General features: G+C 72.9%; 25 protein-coding genes. 11 read left to right on the forward strand and 14 right to left on the reverse strand.

What is annotated here, in order from left to right; genetic code table 11:
• Window positions 1–16: 16 nt before the first annotated feature.
• From QEZ54_RS28395 to QEZ54_RS28410, 4 genes are all read right to left on the reverse strand, one after another.
• Window positions 17–733 (reverse strand): CDP-alcohol phosphatidyltransferase family protein, encoded by a 717-nt coding sequence (locus tag QEZ54_RS28395; RefSeq protein WP_281307792.1) that lies wholly within the window; start codon window positions 731–733, stop codon window positions 17–19.
• Window positions 734–774: 41 nt separating this feature from the next.
• Complete coding sequence (metF, locus tag QEZ54_RS28400; protein ID WP_281307793.1) at window positions 775–1,695, reverse strand: methylenetetrahydrofolate reductase [NAD(P)H]; 921 nt, start codon at window positions 1,693–1,695, stop codon at window positions 775–777.
• A gap of 80 nt (window positions 1,696–1,775) precedes the next feature.
• Window positions 1,776–2,093 carry a hypothetical protein gene (locus tag QEZ54_RS28405; RefSeq protein WP_281307794.1) on the reverse strand — a complete coding sequence of 106 codons (318 nt, stop codon included), beginning with the start codon at window positions 2,091–2,093 and terminating at the stop codon, window positions 1,776–1,778.
• A gap of 504 nt (window positions 2,094–2,597) precedes the next feature.
• Complete coding sequence (locus tag QEZ54_RS28410) at window positions 2,598–3,341, reverse strand: GntR family transcriptional regulator (protein WP_281307795.1); 744 nt, start codon at window positions 3,339–3,341, stop codon at window positions 2,598–2,600.
• A 277-nt stretch (window positions 3,342–3,618) separates the two neighbouring features.
• Between QEZ54_RS28410 and QEZ54_RS28415 the strand changes: the two genes are divergently transcribed.
• Window positions 3,619–4,845 carry a helix-turn-helix transcriptional regulator gene (locus tag QEZ54_RS28415; protein WP_281307796.1) on the forward strand — a complete coding sequence of 409 codons (1,227 nt, stop codon included), beginning with the start codon at window positions 3,619–3,621 and terminating at the stop codon, window positions 4,843–4,845.
• A gap of 10 nt (window positions 4,846–4,855) precedes the next feature.
• Window positions 4,856–5,926: a polyprenyl synthetase family protein gene (locus tag QEZ54_RS28420; RefSeq protein WP_281307797.1), complete on the forward strand. Its 1,071-nt coding sequence runs from the start codon at window positions 4,856–4,858 to the stop codon at window positions 5,924–5,926.
• A 151-nt stretch (window positions 5,927–6,077) separates the two neighbouring features.
• On the opposite strand, the gene QEZ54_RS28425 is transcribed toward QEZ54_RS28420, so the two are convergent.
• Window positions 6,078–6,515 (reverse strand): ribonuclease domain-containing protein, encoded by a 438-nt coding sequence (locus QEZ54_RS28425; RefSeq protein ID WP_281307798.1) that lies wholly within the window; start codon window positions 6,513–6,515, stop codon window positions 6,078–6,080.
• 57 nt (window positions 6,516–6,572) lie between these two features.
• On the opposite strand from QEZ54_RS28425, the gene mptB reads away from it, so the two are divergent.
• Entirely contained in the window at window positions 6,573–8,135 is a 1,563-nt protein-coding gene (gene mptB, locus QEZ54_RS28430) for a polyprenol phosphomannose-dependent alpha 1,6 mannosyltransferase MptB (protein WP_281307799.1), read from the forward strand.
• On the opposite strand, the gene QEZ54_RS28435 is transcribed toward mptB, so the two are convergent.
• From QEZ54_RS28435 to QEZ54_RS28445, 3 genes are read right to left on the reverse strand one after another with little or no spacing between them, the layout of a single operon-like run.
• The gene (locus QEZ54_RS28435; protein WP_281307800.1) at window positions 8,074–8,388 is read right to left on the reverse strand and encodes a lycopene cyclase domain-containing protein; all 315 of its coding nucleotides are present in this window, start codon (window positions 8,386–8,388) and stop codon (window positions 8,074–8,076) included. The two genes, mptB and QEZ54_RS28435, sit on opposite strands and share 62 nt — an antisense overlap.
• Window positions 8,385–8,696: a lycopene cyclase domain-containing protein gene (locus QEZ54_RS28440; RefSeq protein ID WP_281307801.1), complete on the reverse strand. Its 312-nt coding sequence runs from the start codon at window positions 8,694–8,696 to the stop codon at window positions 8,385–8,387. The genes QEZ54_RS28435 and QEZ54_RS28440 overlap by 4 nt, the downstream gene beginning before the upstream one ends.
• A gap of 4 nt (window positions 8,697–8,700) precedes the next feature.
• Window positions 8,701–9,072 carry an Rv2175c family DNA-binding protein gene (locus QEZ54_RS28445; protein WP_281307802.1) on the reverse strand — a complete coding sequence of 124 codons (372 nt, stop codon included), beginning with the start codon at window positions 9,070–9,072 and terminating at the stop codon, window positions 8,701–8,703.
• Window positions 9,073–9,204: 132 nt separating this feature from the next.
• Between QEZ54_RS28445 and QEZ54_RS28450 the strand changes: the two genes are divergently transcribed.
• The 5 genes from QEZ54_RS28450 to bfr all read left to right on the forward strand — a co-directional run bounded on the left by QEZ54_RS28450 (window position 9,205) and on the right by bfr (window position 13,500).
• The gene (locus QEZ54_RS28450; protein ID WP_281307803.1) at window positions 9,205–9,792 is read left to right on the forward strand and encodes a hypothetical protein; all 588 of its coding nucleotides are present in this window, start codon (window positions 9,205–9,207) and stop codon (window positions 9,790–9,792) included.
• A 75-nt stretch (window positions 9,793–9,867) separates the two neighbouring features.
• On the forward strand, window positions 9,868–11,856 hold the full coding sequence (gene pknB, locus QEZ54_RS28455; protein WP_281307804.1) for a Stk1 family PASTA domain-containing Ser/Thr kinase: 1,989 nt from the start codon (window positions 9,868–9,870) through the stop codon (window positions 11,854–11,856).
• Window positions 11,856–12,701, forward strand: coding sequence for a deoxyribonuclease IV (locus tag QEZ54_RS28460; RefSeq protein ID WP_281307805.1), 846 nt, complete (start codon window positions 11,856–11,858; stop codon window positions 12,699–12,701). Before pknB ends, QEZ54_RS28460 begins: the two co-directional genes overlap by 1 nt.
• A 73-nt stretch (window positions 12,702–12,774) precedes the next feature.
• The gene (locus tag QEZ54_RS28465) at window positions 12,775–12,963 is read left to right on the forward strand and encodes a (2Fe-2S)-binding protein (RefSeq protein ID WP_281307806.1); all 189 of its coding nucleotides are present in this window, start codon (window positions 12,775–12,777) and stop codon (window positions 12,961–12,963) included.
• A 57-nt stretch (window positions 12,964–13,020) separates the two neighbouring features.
• Entirely contained in the window at window positions 13,021–13,500 is a 480-nt protein-coding gene (bfr, locus tag QEZ54_RS28470) for a bacterioferritin (RefSeq protein ID WP_212825900.1), read from the forward strand.
• Window positions 13,501–13,613: 113 nt separating this feature from the next.
• Here bfr and QEZ54_RS28475 read toward each other — a convergent pair whose 3' ends face one another.
• Window positions 13,614–14,645 (reverse strand): GntG family PLP-dependent aldolase, encoded by a 1,032-nt coding sequence (locus tag QEZ54_RS28475; RefSeq protein WP_281307807.1) that lies wholly within the window; start codon window positions 14,643–14,645, stop codon window positions 13,614–13,616.
• Window positions 14,646–14,807: 162 nt separating this feature from the next.
• On the opposite strand from QEZ54_RS28475, the gene QEZ54_RS28480 reads away from it, so the two are divergent.
• Window positions 14,808–15,416, forward strand: a complete 609-nt coding sequence (locus tag QEZ54_RS28480; protein ID WP_281307808.1) for a hypothetical protein — start codon at window positions 14,808–14,810, stop codon at window positions 15,414–15,416.
• Here QEZ54_RS28480 and QEZ54_RS28485 read toward each other — a convergent pair.
• Window positions 15,413–16,840, reverse strand: coding sequence for a 3-deoxy-7-phosphoheptulonate synthase class II (locus QEZ54_RS28485; RefSeq protein ID WP_281307809.1), 1,428 nt, complete (start codon window positions 16,838–16,840; stop codon window positions 15,413–15,415). The genes QEZ54_RS28480 and QEZ54_RS28485 overlap by 4 nt on opposite strands.
• A 143-nt stretch (window positions 16,841–16,983) precedes the next feature.
• On the opposite strand from QEZ54_RS28485, the gene QEZ54_RS28490 reads away from it, so the two are divergent.
• On the forward strand, window positions 16,984–17,457 hold the full coding sequence (locus QEZ54_RS28490) for a hypothetical protein (protein ID WP_281307810.1): 474 nt from the start codon (window positions 16,984–16,986) through the stop codon (window positions 17,455–17,457).
• Between the two features lie 6 nt (window positions 17,458–17,463).
• On the opposite strand, the gene QEZ54_RS28495 is transcribed toward QEZ54_RS28490, so the two are convergent.
• From QEZ54_RS28495 to QEZ54_RS28510, 4 genes are all read right to left on the reverse strand, one after another.
• The gene (locus QEZ54_RS28495; RefSeq protein ID WP_281307811.1) at window positions 17,464–17,832 is read right to left on the reverse strand and encodes a hypothetical protein; all 369 of its coding nucleotides are present in this window, start codon (window positions 17,830–17,832) and stop codon (window positions 17,464–17,466) included.
• A 159-nt stretch (window positions 17,833–17,991) separates the two neighbouring features.
• Window positions 17,992–18,849, reverse strand: a complete 858-nt coding sequence (gene proC / locus QEZ54_RS28500; protein ID WP_281307812.1) for a pyrroline-5-carboxylate reductase — start codon at window positions 18,847–18,849, stop codon at window positions 17,992–17,994.
• Between the two features lie 110 nt (window positions 18,850–18,959).
• Window positions 18,960–19,985, reverse strand: coding sequence for a 6-phosphofructokinase (locus tag QEZ54_RS28505; RefSeq protein ID WP_281307813.1), 1,026 nt, complete (start codon window positions 19,983–19,985; stop codon window positions 18,960–18,962).
• A gap of 262 nt (window positions 19,986–20,247) precedes the next feature.
• Window positions 20,248–20,751, reverse strand: coding sequence for a polyadenylate-specific 3'-exoribonuclease AS (locus QEZ54_RS28510; RefSeq protein WP_281307814.1), 504 nt, complete (start codon window positions 20,749–20,751; stop codon window positions 20,248–20,250).
• Window positions 20,752–20,798: 47 nt separating this feature from the next.
• Between QEZ54_RS28510 and QEZ54_RS28515 the strand changes: the two genes are divergently transcribed.
• Window positions 20,799–21,626 (forward strand): DUF1028 domain-containing protein, encoded by an 828-nt coding sequence (locus QEZ54_RS28515; RefSeq protein WP_281307815.1) that lies wholly within the window; start codon window positions 20,799–20,801, stop codon window positions 21,624–21,626.
• Window positions 21,627–22,087: the final 461 nt, after the last annotated feature.

The following is a 22,087-nucleotide window of genomic DNA, read 5'->3' on the forward strand; positions in this document are numbered from 1 at the left end:
GGCTGGGCGGGCAGAGTCAGGTGAGGACTTTGCGGACTATGCCCATGAGCTGGCCCAGGCCCAGGACGGCCAGGGTCAGCCACAGCACCATCATCATGGTGACCACGCCGGCGGCCAGGTCCGCGCCGATCTGGGTGGTGGCCACCGCGGCGAGCAGCAGCGAGAGCAGGGTGAGCCAGACGCGGGTGCCGTGGTCGCCGATCGTCGCCGACCCGGCCGCGCGCAGCCCGACCGCCCCGGCCCGCGCGCGGACGTACTCGTGCAGCCACACCAGCGCCACGCACAGCAGCACCGCGGTGGGCTGCGCGCCGAGCGCGGCCAGCGCCGCCAGCCAGCACATCTCGCTCATCCGGTCGAGCATCGCCCGGTAGAAGCCGCCCAACCGGGTCGAGCGGCGCAGCAGCACCGCCAGCGTCTGCCCGACCGTGTCGGCGCCGACGCCGAGCAGCAGCGCCACCGCCGCCAGCGCGGGCCAGGCGCCACCGCGGGCCGCCAGCAGCGGCACCAGCACCGCGCATGCCGCGGCGATCAGCATCGGGTACGACGGCCGCAGCCCGAACCGCGCCAGCACCCCGCCGACCGTGAACGCGATCCGCAGCCACCGGCGCAGCAGCGGCCCGGCGTGGCGCGGATCGAACCCGTCGTGCGTGCTCGACCAGCCCGCGACGTAGGCGTCCCAGCTCATCGGTGCCACCACGGCCTGCGGCGGCGCCGGTGTCGTCGGTGTCGTCATACCCCCCACTTCCGGCCGGTATCGGCCGGCTCGGGCGGGGGCTACACCGTGGCGCCCACCCGAAGCCGCTGCCACACCTCGCGCGTGGCAGTCGACCGGTTCAACGTGATGAAGTGCAGGCCGGGTGCGCCCTCGGCCAGAAGCTTCGCGCTCAGTTCGGTCGCGACCTCGACACCGATCGCCCGCACCGCCTGCGGGTCGTCGGCGACCGCGCGCAGCCGCTGCGCCAGGTCGGCCGGGAACGCCGCCCCGGACAGCTGCGCCATCCGCTCGATCTGGCTGACGTTGGTCACCGGCATCACGCCCGGGATGATCGGCACGTCGCAGCCGGACGCGTGCACGGCGTCGCGCAGCCGTGCCCAGTCCTCCCAGTTGAAGAAGAACTGCGTGATCGCGTAGTCGGCCCCGGCCCGGCACTTGCGCACGAAGTAAGCCACGTCGGAGTCGAAGTCGGGCGAGCGCGGGTGCTTCTCCGGGAACGCGGCCACCCCGACGCAGTAGTCGCCGCTCTCCTTGAGCAGCCGCACCAGGTCGTCGGCGTGGTGCAGCCCCTGCGGGTGGGCCGTCCACTCGGCCTGCGGGTCGCTGCCCGGCGGGTCGCCCCGCAGCGCCAGCACGTTGCGCACGCCCGCGTCGGAGTAGTGCCCGATCACGTGCCGCAGCTCGGCGACCGAGTGGTTGACCGCGGTCAGGTGCCCCAGCGGCAGCAGCGTCGTCTCGGTGGCGATCCGCTCGGTGAGCTGCACGGTCGTGTCGCGCGTGCTGCCGCCCGCGCCGTACGTGATGGAGACGAACGAGGGCTGCAGCGACTCCAGCTCCCGGATCGTCTGCCAGAGCGTCCGCTCGCCGTCGGGCGTCTTCGGCGGGAAGAACTCGAACGAGAACGTGGGCTCCCCCGCCGACAGCAGGTCACGGACCGTCGGGCGAGGCCCGGGCATGGTGGAGGGAGCACGCAGTGTCACCCTGCCGACTCTATCGGCCACGGCGCCCGAGAGGTCGATCCGTCTCAGGGTGTGGCGGCCGTACCCCCTGGTGATCATGCTCACCAGCCGCCGCCCAACCGCTCGTCGCCGTCCGAGAACCAGGGCTCGTCGGCGCCCAGGAACCAGTCGGTGAACGCGGCCGCGCCCCGCCCCGACACCGGGTGGCGGCAGGCGGCGAGCAGGCCGCGCTCGGCGTAGCGCCGGGCGGGGCAGGGCCAGACCAGCTCGCACGTCCGGCACCGGGCCTGCGGCCAGGAGCCGTCGGCGGTCACGTGGTCGTGCAGCAGGCGCGCGGCCAGGCGCCACATCAGCGGCTGGGCGACCTGCCCGGGTGGATCGAGCGGCGGGTTCTCCCAGTCGATCTGGGGCAGCTCCATCGGACCTCCAGGAAGGAAGGACCGGGGCGGCGCGGGCCATGGGAGATGACGCGCCGCCCCGGCGCCCGCGCCAGGCCATGGGAGTGGTCAACCGTCGCGGACGTCTCAGCAAAGCGCATCCGCCGCGCCTTGGGAGGGGCCAGCTGTATGTGGGCCAACGCCCTTTGAGTCCTTACCTTGCCAGCCCGAAAGCAAGAACAAGACTTATGGGTACGTCGCCCAGTCCTCGAACTGAACGATCAGGCGGCCCGCGTGCGTCCGAACCTCGCATGGATGCGGTCTGCCGCAACTGCGACAGCAGCCCGAGCCGTCACGTCGATGCTCCCGTAGCAGACCCCTGGCCCGTGCCGCGTGGGCTGCGGCGTATGCACGGAACTCAAGCTCGCCGACAGGTTCACCCATGCCACCCGACCTCCTTTGTGGACGGTGTGGCATCAGTCAAACACAACTGTTCCGAACAATCAACAACTGTTCGGAACAGTTATGCTGGGAGGGAACGGCCGTTCAAGCGGGGAAGGAATACTCCAGCTCGTAGGCGTCAGCGTCGAGAACCATGCGGGTGATCTCGACACAGCGCTCGCCCGAATGGGCCGCCCGTGTCACCTCCAGCACGCGGGCACCGTCGGCGGCCAGATCGAGCGCGACCACCTCATCTGGTGTCGGACTGCGGCCGATGATCCGCTCGGTGAACCGATCAGGCGCACAACCCTGTTCGGCAAGGCGGCCGTAGACGCCGCCAGGCCCGGTGTCGGTGTGCTCGATCCGCGTGCCGCGAGCCAGCTCAATGGGCAGATAGGACACGGCGAGCTGCACCACCCGCTCTTCGACCGCGAAACGCCGCGATCGCGAGAGGACTGGAGTGCCGGTCTCGACACCGAGCGCGCTCGCAACGTAGTCCGGGGCCGGCACGTCGCCGACGACGACATCGACCGTGCGCGGCCGAGGACCGGTGTCGTGGTCCTGGATCGAGGCGCCCGCGCCCCAATGCGCACGGGCCAACCGGCCCGGTGAGCTGCGCACGATCCGTTCGAATCGGCGCACGAAGGTGCCCGCACCCGGACGGGACATGACCAGGCCGTCGGCGCGCAGGACGTCGAGGGCGCGGGTGGCGATGCCGACGGCGACGTCGTACTGCGCGGCGATGTCGCGCAGAGAGGGCAGCCGGGCGCCTTCAGGCAGCTCGCCGGACAGGATCCGTTGGCGGAGCTGATCGGCCACCCGCCGGTACGCCGCCTGCTCGCCCGCCATCGCGCCGGACCACCCCTCATCCTTCGGAACAGTCGCACTCTACGGCACCACACGGCTCTCGACTCCCGCCAACCACTGCCGGACAAGCTCGAAGATCCGGAATCGTGGACGCCTGATGTCGCTATGGCAGCACCCAGCGTCCACGAGAACGGATCATGGGCGAAGGTCGGCGGCGGGCGGCCGGGAGTTGTCGTAGGTGGACGGTAGGAAGTTGGGCGGCGCACGGGGTCAGCGCCGGGGGTCGGCCTGCAGGAGCACCACGGGGTGGGAGGCCGCCATGTCACCGTCCTCGCTGGGTCGGCTGATCGCGCAGCAACGTCGGCTGCGCGGCTACAGCCAGGCCCGGCTCGCCGAACTGCTGTGCGCCGCCGCGGACAGCCCGACCGTGACCCGGCACGAGGTGAGCCGCTGGGAGCGCGGTGACCGCCTGCCCGGCGCGCAGTGGCTGGGCTGGCTGGCCCACGTGCTCGACCTGTCCCCCGCCCGGTTGGGCCTGGCCGCCGCGCCGGAGCTGCGCCGGATCTCGACCGCCGAGGTCGCCGACCTGTGCCTGCTCGCCGGTCGCTGGCTGCGGCAGGATCCGGTCCGCGGCCCGGGGCCGGCCGCACCCGATCCCGGCATCGGCGAGCTGCGGCGGATGGACGACCTGGTCGGCGGGGCCGACCTGGCGCCGGTCGCGGCCAGGCGGCGGCGGCAGGCGGTGGCGGCGCTGCGTCCGGCGCAGGGGGCCGACCGCGCGCGGCTGCTGCTGCCCGCGGTGGAGCTGTCGCAGCTGGCGGGCTGGACCGCCGCCGACGCGGGGCAGCCGCGCGCGGCGCTCGCGACGTACCGGGAGGGGCTGGTGCTGGCGATGGAGGCCGGGGACCGGCAGCTCGGGGCGCATCTGCTGGGCAGTGCCAGCCATCTGCTGGGCGAGCGGGAGCCGGGGCCAGCCTGGCAGCTGGCCCGCACCGCCGCCGCCGGCGTACGGGTGCACGGCAGTCCCGGCCTGCGGGCGCTGCTGGCGCACCGGGCGGCGTACGCGGCGGCGCGCTGCGGCGACCCGCGGGCCGCGCACGGCTGCCTGCTCGTGGCGCAGCGCCTCGGCGAGCGGCTGGTGCCCGAGCGGGAGCCGCCCTGGCTCTACTGGCTGGACCAGTCGGAACTGGCGGCGATGACCGGCCGCTGCCTGGTCGCGCTGGACCGCCCGCTGCGCGCGCTGGCGCTGCTGGGCCGCCCGGAGCTGCGCGGCGGGCGCCAGCCGCGCTCGCTGGCGGTGTACTCCGGCTGGCTGGCGCGGGCGCTGCTCGGGGTGGGCGAGCTGGAGGAGGCGTGCGCGGTCGGGGCGGACGGCGTCGTCGCCTCGGTCCGCTCGGGCTCGGTCCGCGCCGCCGAGCAGACCCGGGAACTGGCCGCCCGGCTGGCCCCGCGCCAGGACGTGCGGGCGGCACGTGAGCTGAGTGACCTGATCAGGTACGTCACGTCTTACCTCCCGGGCGAGCAGGGCCTGCGACGACTCGTCTAAGTTCATGTTCATGACCATGCACCCGGTGGATCGCGCCGCCCTGCGCCCGCGGGTGGAGAAGGCGCTCGCGGTGTTCCTGGCGGAACGCCGTACGCACATGGCCGCCATCGACGACGGCCTGCTCCCCCTCGCCGACGCCGTCGAGTCGTTCATCCTCGGCGGCGGGAAACGGCTGCGCCCCGCCTTCGCGTACTGGGGTTACCGGGGGGCGGGCGGCGAGGACCGCGACGACGTCGTCACCGCGCTCGCCTCGCTGGAGCTGGTGCAGGCCAGCGCCCTGATGCACGACGACCTGATGGACGCCTCCGACACCCGCCGGGGTGAGCCGTCGGTGCACCGCCGCTTCGAGGCGCTGCACTCCCAGCAGCGCTGGCAGGGCGAGCCGACCGGCTTCGGGGCGGCGGCGGCGCTGCTGCTCGGGGACCTGTGCCTGGTCTGGTCCGACGAGCTGCTGCACGGCAGCGGCCTGGACCCGGTCGTGGTCACCCACGCCCGCCCCGTGTACGACCTCATGCGCACCGAGGTCATGGTCGGCCAGTACCTGGACGTGCTGACCCAGGCCAGCGCCGACACCTCGGTGCGCCGGGCCAGCCAGGTGGCCCGGTTCAAGTCGGCCAAGTACACGGTGGAGCATCCGCTGCTGTTCGGGGCGGCCCTGGCCGGGGCCCCGGCACAGCTGAGCGCGGCGTACTCGGCGTTCGGGCTGCCGCTGGGCGAGGCGTTCCAGCTGCGCGACGACGTGCTGGGCGTGTTCGGCGACCCGGCGGCGACCGGCAAGCCCGCCGGGGACGACCTGCGCGAGGGCAAGCGGACGTACCTGATCGCGATGGCGTTCGAGGGCGCCGGGCCGGACGACCGGGCGGAGCTGGCGGCCGGGCTGGGCCGGCCCGATCTCGACGAGGCGGGCGTGGCCCGGCTGCGGCAGATCATCACCGAGACGGGGGCGCTGGCGCAGACGGAGGCGTACATCGCGCGGCTGTCCAGCGCGGCGCTGGCGGCACTGGACGCGGCCCCGGTCGACCCGGAGGCGGCCGCCGTGCTGCGCGAACTGGCTGCCGCCGCGGTCCACCGCGCCACCTGACCGGGGCACCGTCGCACCGCACTTAGCATTGACACTGGCCTATCCAGAGGACGGTTTTCGCGAATCCGTCTTCCAGATAGGCCAGCGTCGATAAAAGGCGGGGCGGGACGGGCGGGCGGGCCGGGGCGGGCCGGGGCGGGGCGGGGCCGGGTCAGCGGAGGATCTGGCGGAAGCTCTCGTAGTGGTCGGACGTGTAGTACAGGTCGCCGTCGCGCCCGGCGATGACGCGGCGCGCCCCCCGGTCCGGTGACCCCGGTGTCGGCACCGTGAACTCCCGGTAGTACCCGTTCGGCCGCGCGGGCAGCAGCCCCTCCTGGTTGGCGAAGACCGTCCCGTCCTTGCGGTACGGGTACGGCCCGCCCTTGTCGATCAGCGCCACCGTCGCCGCCGCCTCCTTGGGCAGCTCGGCCAGCGGCACCGTGCCCAGCCCCGACACCGGCGTCGCCCCGGCGCCGGCGGGCGCGGCACCAGGGGGCTCCGGAGACAGCGCGGTACGCGCGCAGTAGCCCACCACCGCCATCAGCGCCACCAGCAGCACCGCCGCGACGGCGGCGAGCGTCAGGGTGCGCCGCGATACCTGCCTGTCCACACCAGGCAGTGTGCGGGCTGCACACCTGGCGATCAAGGACCGTGCGATCATCGACCGATGTTCCCCCTCGGCAGGCGGCGTGCCGCACTCCTCCTCGGGTGCGTCTCGGGCGTGCTGCTGGCGGTCTCGGCGTTCCTGTCCGGCGCCCTGCCCGGCGGCGACCCCGGCCCCGGGCTGCGCACGGGCGGCTTCGGCGCGGTCGGCGGCCCGTTCCTGGCCGGGCTGGGCTGCTGGCTGCTCGGCCTGACCGGCTGGACGCTGGCCTGGTGGTGGTCGCGGCCCATGGGCGGGGGCGCCGGTGGCACGACCGCGGGCCGAATGCTGGCGCGGGGCGCGCTGTGGGCGGTGCCGCTGCTGGTGGCGCCGCCGCTGGGCAGCCGCGACGGCTACGCGTACGCCTGCCAGGGCTGGCTGTGGCGCACCGGGCTCGACCCGTACACCCTCGGGGTCGCCGACGGCGGCTGCCCCTGGGCCGACGCGGTCCCGGAGCTCTGGTGGCACACCCCGACGCCGTACGGCCCGCTCGCGGTGGCCCTGTCCGGCGCCGGGACCTGGGCGGACCTGTCCACCGCGGTGGCCTGGCTGCGCCTGCTGGCCCTGGCCGGGCTGGCCCTGGCCGCGGTCTTCGGCCCCCGGCTGGCCCGCGCCTGCGGCGTGGCCCCGGCCGCGGCCTACTGGCTGGGCCTGCTCAGCCCGCTGGTGGCGGTGCACGCCGTCTCCGGCGCCCACAACGACGCCCTGGTCGCGGGCCTGACCATCGCCGCCCTCGCCCTGGCCCTGCCCGCGGCCGCGCCGCCCCCTCCCGCCACCGCGCCCGGCTCCGAACCGGTGATCGCGGCCGCGCGGCCCGCTTCTGGCGTCGCGACCGGCTCCCGACCGGACCCGGCCACGGGCGTCACGCGGCCCGGCGACAGCGGGCGGGCGGCGGGCGGCGGCAGCGGGCCGGGCTGGGCGCTGCTGGCCGGGGTGCTGCTCGCGGGCGCGGTGGCGGTGAAGGTGACCGCGCTGGTGGTGCTGCCGTTCCTGCTGCTGCTCGTCGGGCGCCGCTGGTGGGCGGCCCTGGGCGGGGCGGTGCTGTCGTTCGCGGGGCTCAGTGCCGCGACCGGGCTCGGGCTGGGCTGGGTGGCGGCGCTGCGGGGCACGGGCGAGCTGGCCCAGTGGAGTTCGCCGCCGACCGCGCTCGGCATGGCCGCGGGCTACCTGCTGCGGCTGGCGGGCCGGGTCGAGTGGTTCGACGCGGCGGTGGCGGCCGGGCGGGTGCTCGGGCTGCTGATGCTGGCCGCGGTCGCGCTGGCGGCGCTGCGCGCGGCGTGGCGGGGCCGGGGCGAACCGGCCCGGGTGCTGGCCGCCTGCGGCTGGCTGGTCGCCGCGACGGCGCTGCTCGGCCCGGTCTTCTACCCCTGGTACGCGCTGGTGCCGCTGGCGCTGCTCGCCGCCGTCGAGGCGCACCCGGGGCGGCGGCGCGCGCTGGCCGTCGCCGCGATCGTCTGCGCCTGCCTGACCCTGCCCAACGGGCTGGGCGTGCCGGTGCTGACCAAGACCGTCGGCGCGTTCGCCGTCACCGGCCTGGTGGTCTGGGCCGCCGTGCGGCTCCGGCGCGGGTCCACAGCGACAGCGTGACCAGCACCAGGGCGAAGCCGAACAGCAGATCCTCCACCGGGGCGTACGCGATCCGCAGCCCCGTGATCGCGGCCGGGTCGTAGCGGACCACCCCGCGCCCGGTCAGCACACCGTTGCTGAGCAGCTGGAACAGCAGCACGATCGGGTACGTCGCCCAGAACACCACCCCGAGCAGCAGCCTGGTACGCAGCACGAACAGGTCCAGCACCACCGCGGCCAGCACCCCGAGCACGGCGGCCAGCGTGTAGCTCATCGCCGCCGGGCCAGCACGGTGCGGACCGCCTCGAAGCCGAGGATCGCGCACAGCGGCACGACCAGGAAGAAGAGGACCTCTTCCAGGGGCAGGCCGCCGGGCAGCCATACCCCCAGCAGTTGGGCGGGGTCGAAGCTCCACTGGCCGGCGGCGACCGCGGCGAGGTCCCACAGCAGGAACACCGCGGCCACCGGCAGCACCGTGGCGGCCAGGCGGCGCGGCTGGCGCAGCACGCCCGTCTTCAGCACCGGCTCCAGCCACAGCGCGCAGAGCAGGCAGCCGCCGAGCACCGCCAGATAGGCGTACACGGGGTCAGAAGGCGACGGCCTGGGCCCGGCGCTTGACCTCGCGGGCGCGGTCGCCGCCCAGCGCCTTCGCGGGCGTCCCCGGAAGCGTCGCGTCGGGCGTGTACAGCCACCGCAGCGCCTCTTCGTCGTTGTACCCGGCGTCGCGCAGCAACGTCAGGACACCGGGGAGGTGCTTGAGCACGGTGTCGTTCGCCACCAGCTCGGCGGGCACCTGCCGTACGCCCTCGTGGCGCACGGCCAGCAGCATGCCGTCCTTGATCAGCTGGTGCACCTTGATGATCGGCAGGTCGAGCCGCTCGGCAACGTCAGGAAGCGGCAGCCAGGCCTCCGGCGAGATCGTCTGCCCGGGGTCTGTCGACTGCGAAGTTTCGGCCACCTCCACACCTTGCCACGTCGCTGCCCGGCCCCACCACCGCATCCCCCTCGGACACGACCCGTCGCGCGGCGCACCCGGCGACCGCGCACCCGCGGCCGGACCCGACACCGACCCGCGCGAAAGGAGCCTCCGATGAATCCCTGGCAGCTCATCCGACGCGAGATCGACGGCGCCCGCCGCTCGATGCGCTACGACCTCGACCGCCGTCGCGCGCAGGAGCGGACCGCCGTGATCAGCATGGACGCCGACGGACCCGCCCCGCGCGGGCGGCGGCGCGTGATGCTGGCCACCGGGGCGCTGCTGATGGTCTCCACCGGCGTGGGCGGCTACTACGCGGTCGCGGGCGGCCTGGACGCGCTGCTCGGCTCCGGCGGTCCGCCGACCGGCCTGCCCCGGGTCCCGGCGTCGGTCAGCCCGACGCCGGTCCAGGCGCCGAGCCCGACGCCGTGGAGCCCCGAGCCGAGCCCGTCGGACGAGGCGAGGACCGTGCCCGCGCGCGGCGTACCGGCCACCCGCCGCCCGTCGCCCCGGCCGAGCCCGTCGGCCAGCCTCTCGCCGAGCCCCAGTCCGTCGCCCTCGCCGAGCCCGTCGCCCCTGCCGTCGAAGGACCCGGAGCCCTCGCCCATGCCCAGCGTGACTCCGGACACAACGGAGTCCGCCCCCGCGACACCGCACCTGCCCGAGCCCGGCACGCTGGCCCCCGGCACGGGGTGGGAGTGATGAAACGCCCGGTCGGGGGCGATCGCACCCTCGGGTGTACGCCGTTTGCCCGTCCCTGACTTAGACTGCGCTGCGATGAATACTCAGGTCGCCGATCAGCTGCTCGGCACACTCGTCGACGGGCGCTACCGCATTCGCGGTCGCGTGGCCCGTGGTGGCATGGCGACGGTGTACATGGCCGTGGACGAGCGGCTGGAACGCACCGTCGCCCTGAAGATCATTCACCCGGCCCAGGTCCGCGACGCGGCCGGGCAGTCTTTCAGCCTCGACCGGTTCACCGACGAGGCCAAGACCATCGCGCGGCTCACCCACCCGAACGTGGTCGCCGTCTACGACCAGGGCACCCACAACGGCCTGCCCTACCTGGTGATGGAGTACGTCCGGGGCCGCACCCTGCGCGACATCCTCGCCGAGCGCCGCCGGCTCAGCCCGGTGGAGGCGCTCGCGGTGCTGGAGCAGGTGCTGTCGGCGCTGGGCGCCGCGCACCGCGCGGGCCTGGTGCACCGCGACGTCAAGCCGGAGAACGTGCTCATCGCCGAGGCGCCCAGCGGCGGCACCCACAACCTGATCGACGCGGTCGCGAAGGTGGCCGACTTCGGCCTGGCCCGCGCCGTCGAGGCCAGCGCCGCCGACGACCCCGCCAGCGGCCAGCTCATGGCCACCGTCGCCTACGTGGCGCCGGAGCTGGTCCGCGACGGCTACGCCGACCCGCGCAGCGACGTGTACAGCGCCGGCATCGTGCTGTTCGAGATGCTCACCGGCCGCGTGCCGTACGACGGCGAGCGCCCGGTCGACGTGGCCTGGCAGCACGTCGACCGCGACGTGCCGCCGCCCTCACGCTTCGTGCCCGGCCTGCCGCCGGTGCTGGACGAGCTGGTCGCCTCGGCGACGCGCCGCCAGGCCTCGGCCCGGCCCACCGACGCCGGAGCGCTGCTGAGCTCGGCGCAGGGCGCCCGGGAGGCCGTGGTCTCCGGGGCCGCCACGCAGCGCCTGCGCCCGGTGATGGAGCAGGCCACGGTCGTGGTCAGCCACGTCACCCCCGCCGAGCGCCCGGCCTGGGCGAAACTGCCCTCCCCGCAGCAGCAGGCGCCCCGGACGCGGCGGCGCGCGCAGGCGGAGCCGGAGAGCCCGCTCGACCGGATCAAGAACACGTACCAGCAGCTCATGCGCAACCCGCGCGGCCGCATGGCGCTGATCGCCAGCGGCGTCGCGGTGGCGCTGCTGGTGCTGCTCGGCGGCTGGTGGCTCGGCTTCGGCCGCTACGAGGTGACCCCGCAGCTGGTCAACATGAACCGCACCCAGGCCGAGGCGAAGCTGGCCGAGGCGGGGCTCAAGGTCAAGATCGGCCAGCCGATCTACAGCGAGACCGTCGAGAAGGACGTCGTGCTCGTCCAGGACCCGCCCGCAGGCGACCGGGTGATCCGCGGCGGCACCATCACGCTGCAGCTGTCGGCGGGCCCCGAGCGCTACATGGTCCCGGACGTGTCGGGCAAGACCTTCGACATGGCCTCGGTCGACCTCAAGGCCGACCCGCTGAAGCTGGTGGTCAAGCGCGGTGCGGACAAGTACGACGACCTGATCCCGAAGGGCGTCGTCCTGTACACCGAGCCGAAGGCGGGCGATGAGGTCAAGGCGGGTGCCGAGATCACGGTCGTCGTCAGCAAGGGCCGCGCCCCGCTGACCGTGCCCTACGTCGTCGGGAAGAACCTGTCCGAGGCCAAGGAGATCCTCGAGGGTATGGGCCTGCGCGTCGAGGTGGAGCAGGTCGACTCGGACAAGCCCTACGACGAGGTGCTGGAGCAGAACCCGCCCAACGGGGCCGGGGTCGAGCGCGACACCGTGATCAAGCTAAAGACCAGCAACAACCCGACGGGCACCCCGATGCCGGCGGTGCTGAACATGAGCTGCCGGGACGCCGAGAACCAGCTGCGCGGCATGCAGCTCGACGTCGAGGTGGCCGGCAACGACATGGAGAAGTGGTTCGGCCACGTGGAGCGGCAGAACCCGGAGCCCGGCATCCCGGTGCAGCCGCAGCAGCACGTCCGGATCAGGTGCAAGGTCTGATGACACACGGTATCGGCGGCCACGCCCCCGTCGCCGGCGGGCTGGCCAAGGCGGCGCTGGCGTACGTCGACACGGTGTCGGCCGGGGCGGTCCAGGTCTACGTGGGCAATCCGCGGGGCTGGGCCCGCCCGGCCGGCAACCCGGCCCAGGACGAGGCGTTCACCGCGGGCTGCCACCAGCGGGCGATCCCGGCGTACGTGCACGCCTCGCTGCTGGTCAACATCGGCTCCCCCACCGAGGCCACGGTCGATCAGTCGCGCGAGACGCTGGCCCACGCCCTGGTGCGCGCGGCGGGCATCGGCGCGGCCGGAGTGGTCTTCCACGCCGGTTCGGCCGTGGACGGCGAGCACGCCCCGCAGGCGTTCCGGCAGGTGCGCGAGGTGCTGCTGCCGCTGCTGGACGCGCTGCCCGACGACGGCCCGAAGCTGCTGGTCGAGCCCAGTGCGGGCGGCGGCCGGTCGCTGGCGGCCCGGGTCGAGGACCTGGGGCCCTACTTCGAGGCGGTCGACTTCCACCCCCGGCTGGCGGTCTGCTTCGACACCTGCCACGCCTGGGCGGCCGGACACGACCTGGCCAAGCCGGGCGGCATGACGCAGACGCTGGACGAGCTGGTCGCGGTGTGCGGCGCGGGCCGCCTGGCGCTGGTGCACGCCAACGACTCGCGCGACACCTGCGGCTCGCTGCGCGACCGGCACGAGAGCATCGGCAAGGGCACCATCGGCGCGGCGGCGTTCGGGGAGATGATGCGGCACCCGGCGCTGGCGGGCGTACCGGTGATCGTCGAGACCCCCGGTGAGCTGCACGCCACTGACATTTCCCTGCTCAGGGGCTTGCGCAGCGAATAACCCTTAGGGCACCCTTACTGAGGCAAGGCTTGCTTGAACAGAGCGGCCCACTCCTCGGCCGAAGGGTACGTCCGTGTTCGTGTGCATCTGTGAGCGGGTGCGTGAGTGCGAGATCCGTTCCGTGATCCGCGCCGGCAACCGCTGCGAGGACAGCGTCGGCACCGCCTGCGGCGCGGGCACCGGCTGCGGTACCTGCCTCGACCGCATCTATGACCTGATCGAGGAAGAGGGCGCCGACACGCTCGCGGTCAGCGCGGCATAACAGACTTTCTGGCGTAGATTCCCCCTATACGGAAAATTCGTGGGGGGTTTCTTTTTCATGCAAGGCGACGCCCGGGTCATCGAGTTCCTCAACGAGCAGCTGACCGCTGAGCTCACGGCCATCAACCAGTACTTCCTGCACGCCAAGATGCAGGAGAACTGGGGCTACACGAAGCTGGCGAAGTACACCCGGCACGAGTCGATCGACGAGATGCGCCACGCCGAGGTGCTCACCGACCGCATCCTGTTCCTCGAAGGCCTGCCGAACTACCAGAAGCTCTTCGCGCTGCGCATCGGCGAGACCGTCAAGGAGCAGTTCGAGTGCGACATGAAGGTCGAGGTCGAGGCGGTCGAGCGGCTGCGCGGCGGGATCGACTACATGCGCTCGGTCGGTGACGTGACCTCGGCGAAGATCTTCGAGGAGATCCTGCGGGACGAGGAGTCGCACGTCGACTACCTGGAGACCCAGCTCGGCCTGATCGCCAGCCTCGGCGAAGCCCTCTACCTCCAGAACGTCACCGAACACCCCGAAGCCTGACCCACCCCGGCCCTCCCCCGCCTTAGCATTGACGCTGGCCTATCCAGAGGACGATTCTCCGAAATCCGTCTTCTAGATAGGCCAGCGTCAATTTAAAGACCGGGCGGGCCGGGTCAGGCGGACAGGATGCCCGTGAGCACCTCGGTCGCGTGATCCACGGCCGCGTCGTCGGCGTCCAGGTGCGTGATCAGGCGACCGGTACGCGGCCCCAGCACGCTCATCAGCACCCCGCGCTCCCGGGCCGCAGCCGCCAGCGCGGGCGCGTCCACCGCCGACTTCGCCAGATCGAGCACCACCAGGTTCGTGTGCACCCGCTCCGGGTCCACCACCCCGTACGGCGCCAGCGCCAGCGCCAGCCGCTGCGCCCGCCGGTGGTCGTCGGCCAGCCGCTCGACGTGGTTGTCCAGCGCGTACAGCCCCGCCGCGGCGAGGATGCCGGCCTGCCGCATACCCCCGCCCATCCGCTTGCGGATCCAGCGCGCCCGCGCGATCTTCTCGGCGCTGCCCACCACCAGCGAGCCGACCGGCGCGCCCAGCCCCTTGGACAGGCACACCGACATCGTGTCGAACAGGGCGCCGTACTCGGCGAACGGGACGCCGGTGGCCACGTGGGCGTGCCAGATGCGGGCGCCGTCGCAGTGCAGCGCGATCCCGGCCGCGTCGGCGGCGGCACGCAGCCCGCGCAGGGTGTCCAGCCCGATGACGAAGCCGCCGCCCAGGTTGTGGGTCTGCTCGACCGCGATGGCCCGGGTCGGCACGGCCCAGTAGCCGTCGGGGCGGATCATGGACGCGACCAGGTCCACGTCGATCTCGCCGCCCGCGAACGGCCAGGTGCGGCTGGAGATGCCGCCGATGGCGGCGGCCGCGGCGAACTCGTACGTCACCACGTGCGCGTTGGCATCGCACAGCAGCTCCTGCGCGGGCGGCACGACCAGCTGCAGCGCGATCTGGTTGGCCATCGACCCGGACGGGGCGAACAGCGCCGCCTCGTGCCCGAACATGGCCGCCACCCGCTGCTCCAGCGCGACGACGGTCGGGTCCTCGCTGTACACGTCGTCGCCGACCTCCGCGCCGGCCATCGCGGCGCGCATGGCGGCGGTGGGCTTGGTCACGGTGTCACTGCGGAGGTCAACCAGCTGCGTCATCCCTCGTTCCTACCGCATCGCCCCGGCCGCCCGGCGCCCCACCCCGACCATCGACCAAGATCCGAAATCGTGGACGCCAGATGTCGCTCTGGCAGCACCGGGCGTCCACGATCTCGGATCACGGGACAGCAGACCCAGCAGCCGACCACTACGCTCCGCGCCATGACCGAGACCGCCGCTTCTGAGACCGCCGCTCCTCTCGCCGCCAGCGCCCGTCCGAGCGGCCGCCGCCGGGCCGTCGCGGTCCTGGCGCTGCTGAGCGCGGTGGTGCTCGCCTCAGCCGGTTGGCAGGTCACCGCCCGGAGCTACGAGCTGGAGCCCGGATACCTGGGCCTCCGCTCGCCCGACGCCGTGGAGCACGTCGCGGGTGACGTGCGCGAGTACCGCTACCCCATGGTCCTCGGCACTTCGCACCGGATCTCGATCTCCATGCGCAACCCCGGTCCGCTCGCGGTGCGGGTGACCGGCTTCGGTGGCGACCCGCAGGAGTGGCCGCAGTCGATGTTCCCCATCACCGCGATCGAGGTGAACCGCGATGTCGACGGCAACCTGGGCGCGGGCGAGCCGTTCGCACCGTTCACGCTCGCCGCGCAGGAGGCGGTGCTCGTCCACCTCACCGTGCGCGTGGACAACGACCCGGGCGACGGCTGCACGCGGACCTGGTGGGGAGCGCTGCCGGTGCGCTACACCGTGCTCGGGGTCGACCGTGAGCAGCAGTTCACGCTCGACCCCGTCGTCGCCTTCGAGGGAGGCGAGAACTGCGCGGACTAGCCGCGCAGCATCTCCGCGACCAGGAAGGCCAGCTCCAGCGACTGCTGGGTGTTCAGGCGCGGGTCGCAGGCGGTCTCGTACCGGCCGGGCAGGTCGGCGTCGACCAGGGCCTGCGCGCCGCCCAGGCACTCGGTGACGTCCTCGCCGGTCAGCTCCACGTGGATGCCGCCCGGGTGGGTGCCGGCCATCTTGTGCACCTCGAAGTAGCCCAGCACCTCGTCCACGATCCGGTCGAAGTGGCGGGTCTTGTACCCGTTGGACGACTCGTGGGTGTTGCCGTGCATCGGGTCGCACTGCCAGACGACCTTGGCGCCGCTGTCGCGCACGCTCTCGACCAGGTTCGGCAGCCGGTCGCGGACCTGGTGGTTGCCCATGCGGCTGATCAGGGTGAGCCGGCCCGGCACGTTGTCGGGGTTGAGCATCTCGCACAGGCGCCGGACGTAGTCGGGCGTGGTCGACGGGCCGAGCTTCACGCCGATCGGGTTGGCGATGCGGGAGATGAAGTCCAGGTGGGCGCCGTCGAGTTCGCGGGTGCGCTCGCCGACCCAGAGGAAGTGGCCGGACAGGCCGTAGGCGCGGCCGTCGGCGATGCGGGTCAGCGCCCGGTCGTACTCCAGCGCCAGCGTCTCGTGCGAGGCGTAGAGGGTGACCGTGCGCAGCGCCTCCTCATCGGTCATGCCGCAGGCGCGGATGAAGGCCAGCGCCCGGTCGATCTCGCGGGCGATCGCCTCGTAGCGCTCGCCGAAGGCGGAGGTGCGCACGAAGTCGCGGTTCCAGTCGTGCACCGCGTGCAGGTCGCCCAGGCCGCCGCCGAGGTACGCCCGGAGCATGTTCATCGCGGCGGCGGCGTTGGCGTACGCCCGGATCATGCGCTGCGGGTCGGCCACGCGCGCCTCGGCGGTCGGCTCCAGCGAGTTGATCATGTCGCCGCGGTACGCGGGCAGCCCGAGCGAGTCCAGCGGCTGCGAGCGCGGCTTGGTGTACTGCCCCGCGACCCGGGCCACCTTCACCACCGGCATGCTCGCGCCGTAGGTCAGCACCACCGCCATCTGCAGCAGCGTGCGCGCGTTGGCCAGCAGGTGGCTCTCGGTGTTGTCGGCGAACGTCTCGGCGCAGTCGCCGCCCTGCAGCAGGAACGCCTTGCCCTCGCACACCAGCGCCAGTCGGCGGCGCAGCTGGTCCACCTCGTACGGCGCGACGACGGAGGGCACCGAGTCCAGCACCCGGCAGACCTTCTCGACCTCGGCGTAGTCCTCCCACGGCGGCATCTGCGCACGCGGCAGCGTCCGCCAGTGGTCGAGGCCGAGGTCCTCGGCGGACTTCTCGGTGGCCGGGCGGGCGATGCTGACACCGGACTCGCCGTACTGGCGGGCCTCGGCCAGTTCCAGGCCGGGGTGCCGGAGGTCATGCCATTCGTGGCGCATGCGCTCCAGACTACGGCCGACCGCCGGGCGCCCGCCGTCGACATGGCCTCATCCCAAAAGGTGGCTGGCCGAGGTGAACCACCAGTCCTGCTACGGGATGCGATTCCCGCTGCCGTCCCGCAACCTGGGATCGTTGATCAGGTATGACCGTACTGCCGCGCCTGGCCGACTTCCGCCCGCACCGCACCGTGCCCGACATCGACCTCGAGGGGCACGTGGTACCCGGGCTGACCGGGGAGTTCTTCCGCCGGCCCGACGGCGACCGGATCGCCACCGTCGGCGTCTACCGCTACCGGGGCGCGGAGCTGTTCATGGCGTGGGGCTTCGTCGGAGAGCAGCACTGCCGCTGGACCGCCTACCGCGACGACGCGGGCTGGACCGCCCCGCACGAGGGCTGCCCCCGCGTACGCCGCGAGGCCGGGGTGCTGGCGGTGGACACCGGCCGCGACCGGATCATCCTGCCCGTGCAGGCCACTGTGGCCGAGCACGCGGACACCCGGCCCGGACCGGCCGGGACGGGTGCCTGCGCGGTGGTGCCGCCGGCCGTCCGCGACGAGTCGCACACGGCCGACAGCGGCTCTCTGTGCGCCACCGGGCCCGGCCGGCAGCGGGGGTGACCGGAGTCAGCCGACCACTTCGGCCGGCACCGCGGCGCGCGCCTCCCGGCGTACGTACACGATGGACGCGGCGGTGATGCCGAGGCTGGCGATCAGAGCCGCCGTGTGCAGCACCGGGTTGGGGATCGGCACGAACGCCAGCACCCCGGCCGGGATCTGCACCAGACCGATCAGCACCAGCAGCATCGGCGTGCGGCGGCCCCGGGACCAGGTGAAGGCCGTCCACACCGGCGCCGTCACGACGGCGAGGGTGAGCACGTCGAGCAGCGCGTGCAGGTAGGGATTGCGCACCCGGTCGTGCGCGTACGCGTACGCCGGGGCCGAGATCATGATCGTGGCGAGGGTGGTCCCGAGGATGGTCAGGGCACGTCGCATGGCCGCCTCCTAGCAGCTCGGCGGAGTGGGGTTGGAAGAATCCCCTGGTCCGAGCCTAAGTCGGGGGTGGACCGAGCCGGAACCCCCGCAGGCGTGAATGAGGTGCGTGACCTGCGGCAGCGCGATGAAACTCGCACACCCGCGGGGGTATGACCACCGTCAGGCGGCCTGGTCGGCGATCTCGCGGGCCCGGTCCCGGGCAGCCTCCAGCGCGGCCAGCAGCGCCGCGCGTACCGCGTGGTTCTCCAGCTCGCGGATGGCCGAGATGGTGGTGCCCGCGGGCGAGGTGACCGCCTCGCGCAGCTTCACCGGGTGCTCGCCGGAGTCGCGCAGCATGATGGCCGAGCCAATCGCCGTCTGCACGATGAGGTCGTGCGCCACCTGGCGCGGCAGGCCGAGCAGGATGCCAGCGTCGGTCATCGCCTCGACGAGGTAGTAGAAGTACGCCGGACCCGAGCCGGACAGCGCGGTGACCGCGTCCTGCTGGCTCTCCGGCACCCGGATGGTCCGGCCCAGCGGCGTGAACAGCTCCTCGACCACGGCCAGGTGCTCGGCGACGGCGTGCGGCCCGGCCGAGATGGCCGTCATCGCCTCGTCCACCAGCGCCGGGGTGTTGGTCATGACCCGCACGATCGGCACCGCGTCGTTGAGCCACTTGGTGAAGAAGGCGGTGGGCAGGCCCGCGCACAGCGACACCACCAGCTTGCCCGCCGGGATCTGCGGTCCGAGCTCGGCCATCAGCACGCCGGCGTCCTGCGGCTTGACCGCGATGGCGACCACGTCGGCGGCCTCGACCGCCGCCGCGTTGTCCAGCACCCGGATCCCGTACCGCGTGCGCAGCTGCTCGGCCCGCTCCGGCCGCCGCGCCGTCGCGATCAGCCGGTCCACCGGCCACCCGGCCTTCACCAGCCCGGAGAGCAGCACCTCGCCGATCTTCCCAGCCCCGACAACCGCAACCGTCCGCACTGCCACGCCTCCCGCGCTCCTGCGCTCTCCCGCGCCCAAAATGTTGATCATGAAGTTATGGGGGTCGACACACCGTCGAACACGTCCATAAGTTCATGATCAACGGGAAGAGCGGGGCCCACGGCCCGCACGCGGTGGTGCGGGCCGTGGGCGGCGGCGGGTCAGCCGAAGAAGGCCTCGGCCTCGCTGTAGCGGTGCAGCGGGACGGTCTTCAGCTCGCGGGTGGCCTCGGCCAGCGGGACGCGGACGATGTCCGTGCTGCGCAGCGCGACCATCTTGCCGAAGTCGCCCTCGTGCACGGCGTCGATCGCGTGCAGCCCGAAGCGGGTGGCCAGCACCCGGTCGAAGGCGGTCGGCGTGCCACCGCGCTGGGTGTGGCCCAGCACGACCGCGCGCGCCTCCTTGCCGGTGCGCTTCTCCAGCTGGTCGGCCAGCCAGTTGCCGATGCCGCCGAGGCGGACGTGGCCGAACGCGTCGAGCTCGCCGTTCAGGGTGATCATGTCACCGTCGGTGGGCATGGCGCCCTCCGAGATCACGATGATCGGCGAGTAGTTGGTCTTGAAGCGGGTCTCGACGTGCTCGACGACCTTCTCCAGGTCGAACTTCTGCTCGGGCAGCAGGATCACGTTCGCGCCGCCGGCCAGGCCCGCGTGCAGCGCGATCCAGCCCGCGTGGCGGCCCATGACCTCGACGACCACGGTGCGGTGGTGCGACTCGGCGGTGGTGTGCAGCCGGTCGATGGCCTCCATCGCGATGTTGACCGCGGTGTCGAAGCCGAAGGTGAAGTCGGTGGCGCCCAGGTCGTTGTCGATCGTCTTCGGCACGCCGACGACGTTCACGCCCAGGTCGGTCAGCTTGGTGGCCACGCCGAGGGTGTCCTCGCCGCCGATGGCGACCAGGGCGTCCACGCCCAGGTTGGCGAGGTTGTCCTTGATCCGCTCGACGCCGCCCTCGATCTTGAACGGGTTGGTCCGGGACGAGCCCAGGATCGTGCCGCCACGGGGCAGGATGCCGCGCACCTCCGGGATGCCCAGCGGGCGGGTGATGCCCTCCAGCGGGCCCTTCCAGCCGTCGCGGAACCCGACGAACTCGTGCCCGTAGGTGCCCACGCCCTTGCGGACCACGGCGCGGATGACCGCGTTGAGACCGGGGCAGTCGCCGCCGCCGGTGAGTACGCCGATACGCATTGTTCTCGTCCTCCCGAATACGGGTAGTCACATTGCCTAGCCCCGGGATGACGAGTGAACACGGCTACGCTGCCGGCCGGGGCGGGCCGCAAATGGGCACTGTACTGCGACCACCCGGATAGGGCCAGCACGCCCCGCCCACGTCCGAATGTCGGTCGGATGTCGGGGCGGCGAATTCCGCACCAGGAGGGCGCAACAGCCTCGCAATGACGAGGTTACTCGCCGTTGACAGGCCATGGCGGCGCGGCTCACCGCGCCCCGGTCACCGCTTGCGGGCCGTCATCGCCTGCCAGCGGGCCAGGTTGTGCCGCGCGTCGACCAGCGCGTCATGGCGCGCCGTGGCCGCCTCGGGCAGACCCGGCCGGCCCGTCTCGTCCCACAGCTGCCGCAGCTCCTTGGTGAAGCGCGGGATCACCCGCGGCAGCGCCACCATCGGGCCCCACAGCTGCGCCAGGCAGACATGGTCGTACGCGCCGTACCAGGCCCACAGCTCCAGGGTCTCGTTCGGGCGGCCCTTGACCGGCTCGCTCAGGAAGTCCAGCAGGTCGGTACGGATGCGCTCGCGCGAGCGCCACGCCTTGTCCGCCGGGGACGGCAGCAGGTTGAGCACGTTGTCGCGCACCCACGGGATCGCCCTGCCGGGGTCGAACTCGGTCGAGACCGCGTAGAACTCCCGGCCGTACTCGTCGACCACGCCGATCGAGACCAGGTCGATCGTGGTCCCGTCCTCGATGAACTCGCAGTCGTAGAAGTAGCGATACGCCATGTGAACCGGTCTTCCTTCCGCCGCGACGCCGCGCCTACCCTGACGCGATGACGTTCTCGATCGTCGCGCGTTCGGCCGACGGCACCGCACACGGGGTGGCCGTGGCGAGCAAGTTCCTCGCCGTCGGCGCGGCCGTACCCGCCGCCGAGGCCGCAGTGGGCGCCCTCGCCACCCAGTCCTATGCCAACCTCGCCTACCGCCCGCAGGGCCTGGCCCTGCTGCGCACGGGCACCGCGGCGGCCGACGTCGTGGCCGGGCTGACCGCCGCCGATCCGGGCCGGGCGCAGCGCCAGCTCGGCGTCGTGGGTACGGCCGGAGACGGCGCCGGCTGGACCGGCCCCGGCTGCCACGACTGGGCCGGCGGCGCCTACGGCGACGGCTTCGCCATCCAGGGCAACATCCTCACCGGCCCCGAGGTCGTCGACGCCATGCGGCAGGCGTGGCTGGACGGCGACCCGGCCGCTCCCCTGGCCCGGCGGCTGCTCGCGGCGCTGCGCGCCGGGGACGCGGCGGGCGGCGACAAGCGCGGGCGGCAGAGCGCGGCGCTCCTGGTCGTCAGCCCCGGCCAGGGGTACGGCGGCACCGGCGACACCGTCGTCGACCTGCGCGTCGACGACCACCCCGACCCGTGCACCGAACTGGCCCGCCTGCTCGACGTCCACAGCCTCCTCTTCGACCGCCCCGACCCGGCCACCCTGCTCGACCTGTCCGGCACCCTCGCCACCGAGGTACGCACCCTCCTGGCGGCCCGCGGCCACACCCACTCCGATCTCGACGCCGCCCTCGCCTCCTGGGCCGGCATCGAGAACCTGGAGGAGCGCCTGGTCCCCGGCCGCATCGACCCCCTCGTCCTCACCCACCTCCGCACCACCTGACCCCAGCCCAACTCCGGCTCCGGCTCCGGCTCCGGCTCCGGCTCCGGCTCCGGCTCCGGCTCCGGCTCCGGCTCCGGCTCCGGCTCCGGCTCCGGCTCCGGCTCCGGCGAAGATCACAGTGGGCGGTCGAAATCTCAAGTGGCAGCGGCGCTTTTGACCGCACGTGGTGATCTTCACAGCGTCACGGTCCAAGATCGCTGCCCGCGGTCAGTACAGGTGCATTGACGACTGCGAATCGTTCGACCGCTCCCGCATCACGGGACATCAGCTCCGAAGATCGCCATCTACGGTCACTTCCCCGCGCGCCCTCAACCCGAAACCCGAGATTCTATCCACCCACGCTGATCTCCAACGCGAAGATCAGCGCCGGCGGTCATTCAACGCGCCCCAGCGCCACGTTACGACCACTGACAGCGATCTGTGAGTGGTGTTTGTCAAGCGGCGTGGGTTTGCATGATGCA

Origin of the sequence: Catellatospora sp. KI3 (assembly GCF_029948125.1) — a bacterium.
GTDB lineage: Bacteria > Actinomycetota > Actinomycetes > Mycobacteriales > Micromonosporaceae > Catellatospora.

What these genes read in the sequence shown, in the direction of transcription:
- bfr (WP_212825900.1), top strand. Translation starts at nt 13,021, where the DNA reads ATGCAAGGCGACGCCCGGGTCATCGAGTTCCTCAACGAGCAGCTGACC.
- pknB (WP_281307804.1), top strand. Translation starts at nt 9,868, where the DNA reads ATGAATACTCAGGTCGCCGATCAGCTGCTCGGCACACTCGTCGACGGG.
- QEZ54_RS28405 (WP_281307794.1), bottom strand. Translation starts at nt 2,093, where the DNA reads ATGGAGCTGCCCCAGATCGACTGGGAGAACCCGCCGCTCGATCCACCC.
- QEZ54_RS28510 (WP_281307814.1), bottom strand. Translation starts at nt 20,751, where the DNA reads ATGGCGTATCGCTACTTCTACGACTGCGAGTTCATCGAGGACGGGACC.
- QEZ54_RS28475 (WP_281307807.1), bottom strand. Translation starts at nt 14,645, where the DNA reads ATGACGCAGCTGGTTGACCTCCGCAGTGACACCGTGACCAAGCCCACC.
- QEZ54_RS28505 (WP_281307813.1), bottom strand. Translation starts at nt 19,985, where the DNA reads ATGCGTATCGGCGTACTCACCGGCGGCGGCGACTGCCCCGGTCTCAAC.
- QEZ54_RS28515 (WP_281307815.1), top strand. Translation starts at nt 20,799, where the DNA reads ATGACGTTCTCGATCGTCGCGCGTTCGGCCGACGGCACCGCACACGGG.
- mptB (WP_281307799.1), top strand. Translation starts at nt 6,573, where the DNA reads ATGTTCCCCCTCGGCAGGCGGCGTGCCGCACTCCTCCTCGGGTGCGTC.
- proC (WP_281307812.1), bottom strand. Translation starts at nt 18,849, where the DNA reads ATGATCAACATTTTGGGCGCGGGAGAGCGCAGGAGCGCGGGAGGCGTG.
- QEZ54_RS28495 (WP_281307811.1), bottom strand. Translation starts at nt 17,832, where the DNA reads ATGCGACGTGCCCTGACCATCCTCGGGACCACCCTCGCCACGATCATG.
- QEZ54_RS28450 (WP_281307803.1), top strand. Translation starts at nt 9,205, where the DNA reads ATGAATCCCTGGCAGCTCATCCGACGCGAGATCGACGGCGCCCGCCGC.
- QEZ54_RS28490 (WP_281307810.1), top strand. Translation starts at nt 16,984, where the DNA reads ATGACCGTACTGCCGCGCCTGGCCGACTTCCGCCCGCACCGCACCGTG.
- QEZ54_RS28415 (WP_281307796.1), top strand. Translation starts at nt 3,619, where the DNA reads ATGTCACCGTCCTCGCTGGGTCGGCTGATCGCGCAGCAACGTCGGCTG.
- QEZ54_RS28395 (WP_281307792.1), bottom strand. Translation starts at nt 733, where the DNA reads ATGACGACACCGACGACACCGGCGCCGCCGCAGGCCGTGGTGGCACCG.
- QEZ54_RS28485 (WP_281307809.1), bottom strand. Translation starts at nt 16,840, where the DNA reads ATGCGCCACGAATGGCATGACCTCCGGCACCCCGGCCTGGAACTGGCC.
- QEZ54_RS28460 (WP_281307805.1), top strand. Translation starts at nt 11,856, where the DNA reads ATGACACACGGTATCGGCGGCCACGCCCCCGTCGCCGGCGGGCTGGCC.
- QEZ54_RS28435 (WP_281307800.1), bottom strand. Translation starts at nt 8,388, where the DNA reads ATGAGCTACACGCTGGCCGCCGTGCTCGGGGTGCTGGCCGCGGTGGTG.
- QEZ54_RS28410 (WP_281307795.1), bottom strand. Translation starts at nt 3,341, where the DNA reads ATGGCGGGCGAGCAGGCGGCGTACCGGCGGGTGGCCGATCAGCTCCGC.
- QEZ54_RS28480 (WP_281307808.1), top strand. Translation starts at nt 14,808, where the DNA reads ATGACCGAGACCGCCGCTTCTGAGACCGCCGCTCCTCTCGCCGCCAGC.
- QEZ54_RS28420 (WP_281307797.1), top strand. Translation starts at nt 4,856, where the DNA reads ATGACCATGCACCCGGTGGATCGCGCCGCCCTGCGCCCGCGGGTGGAG.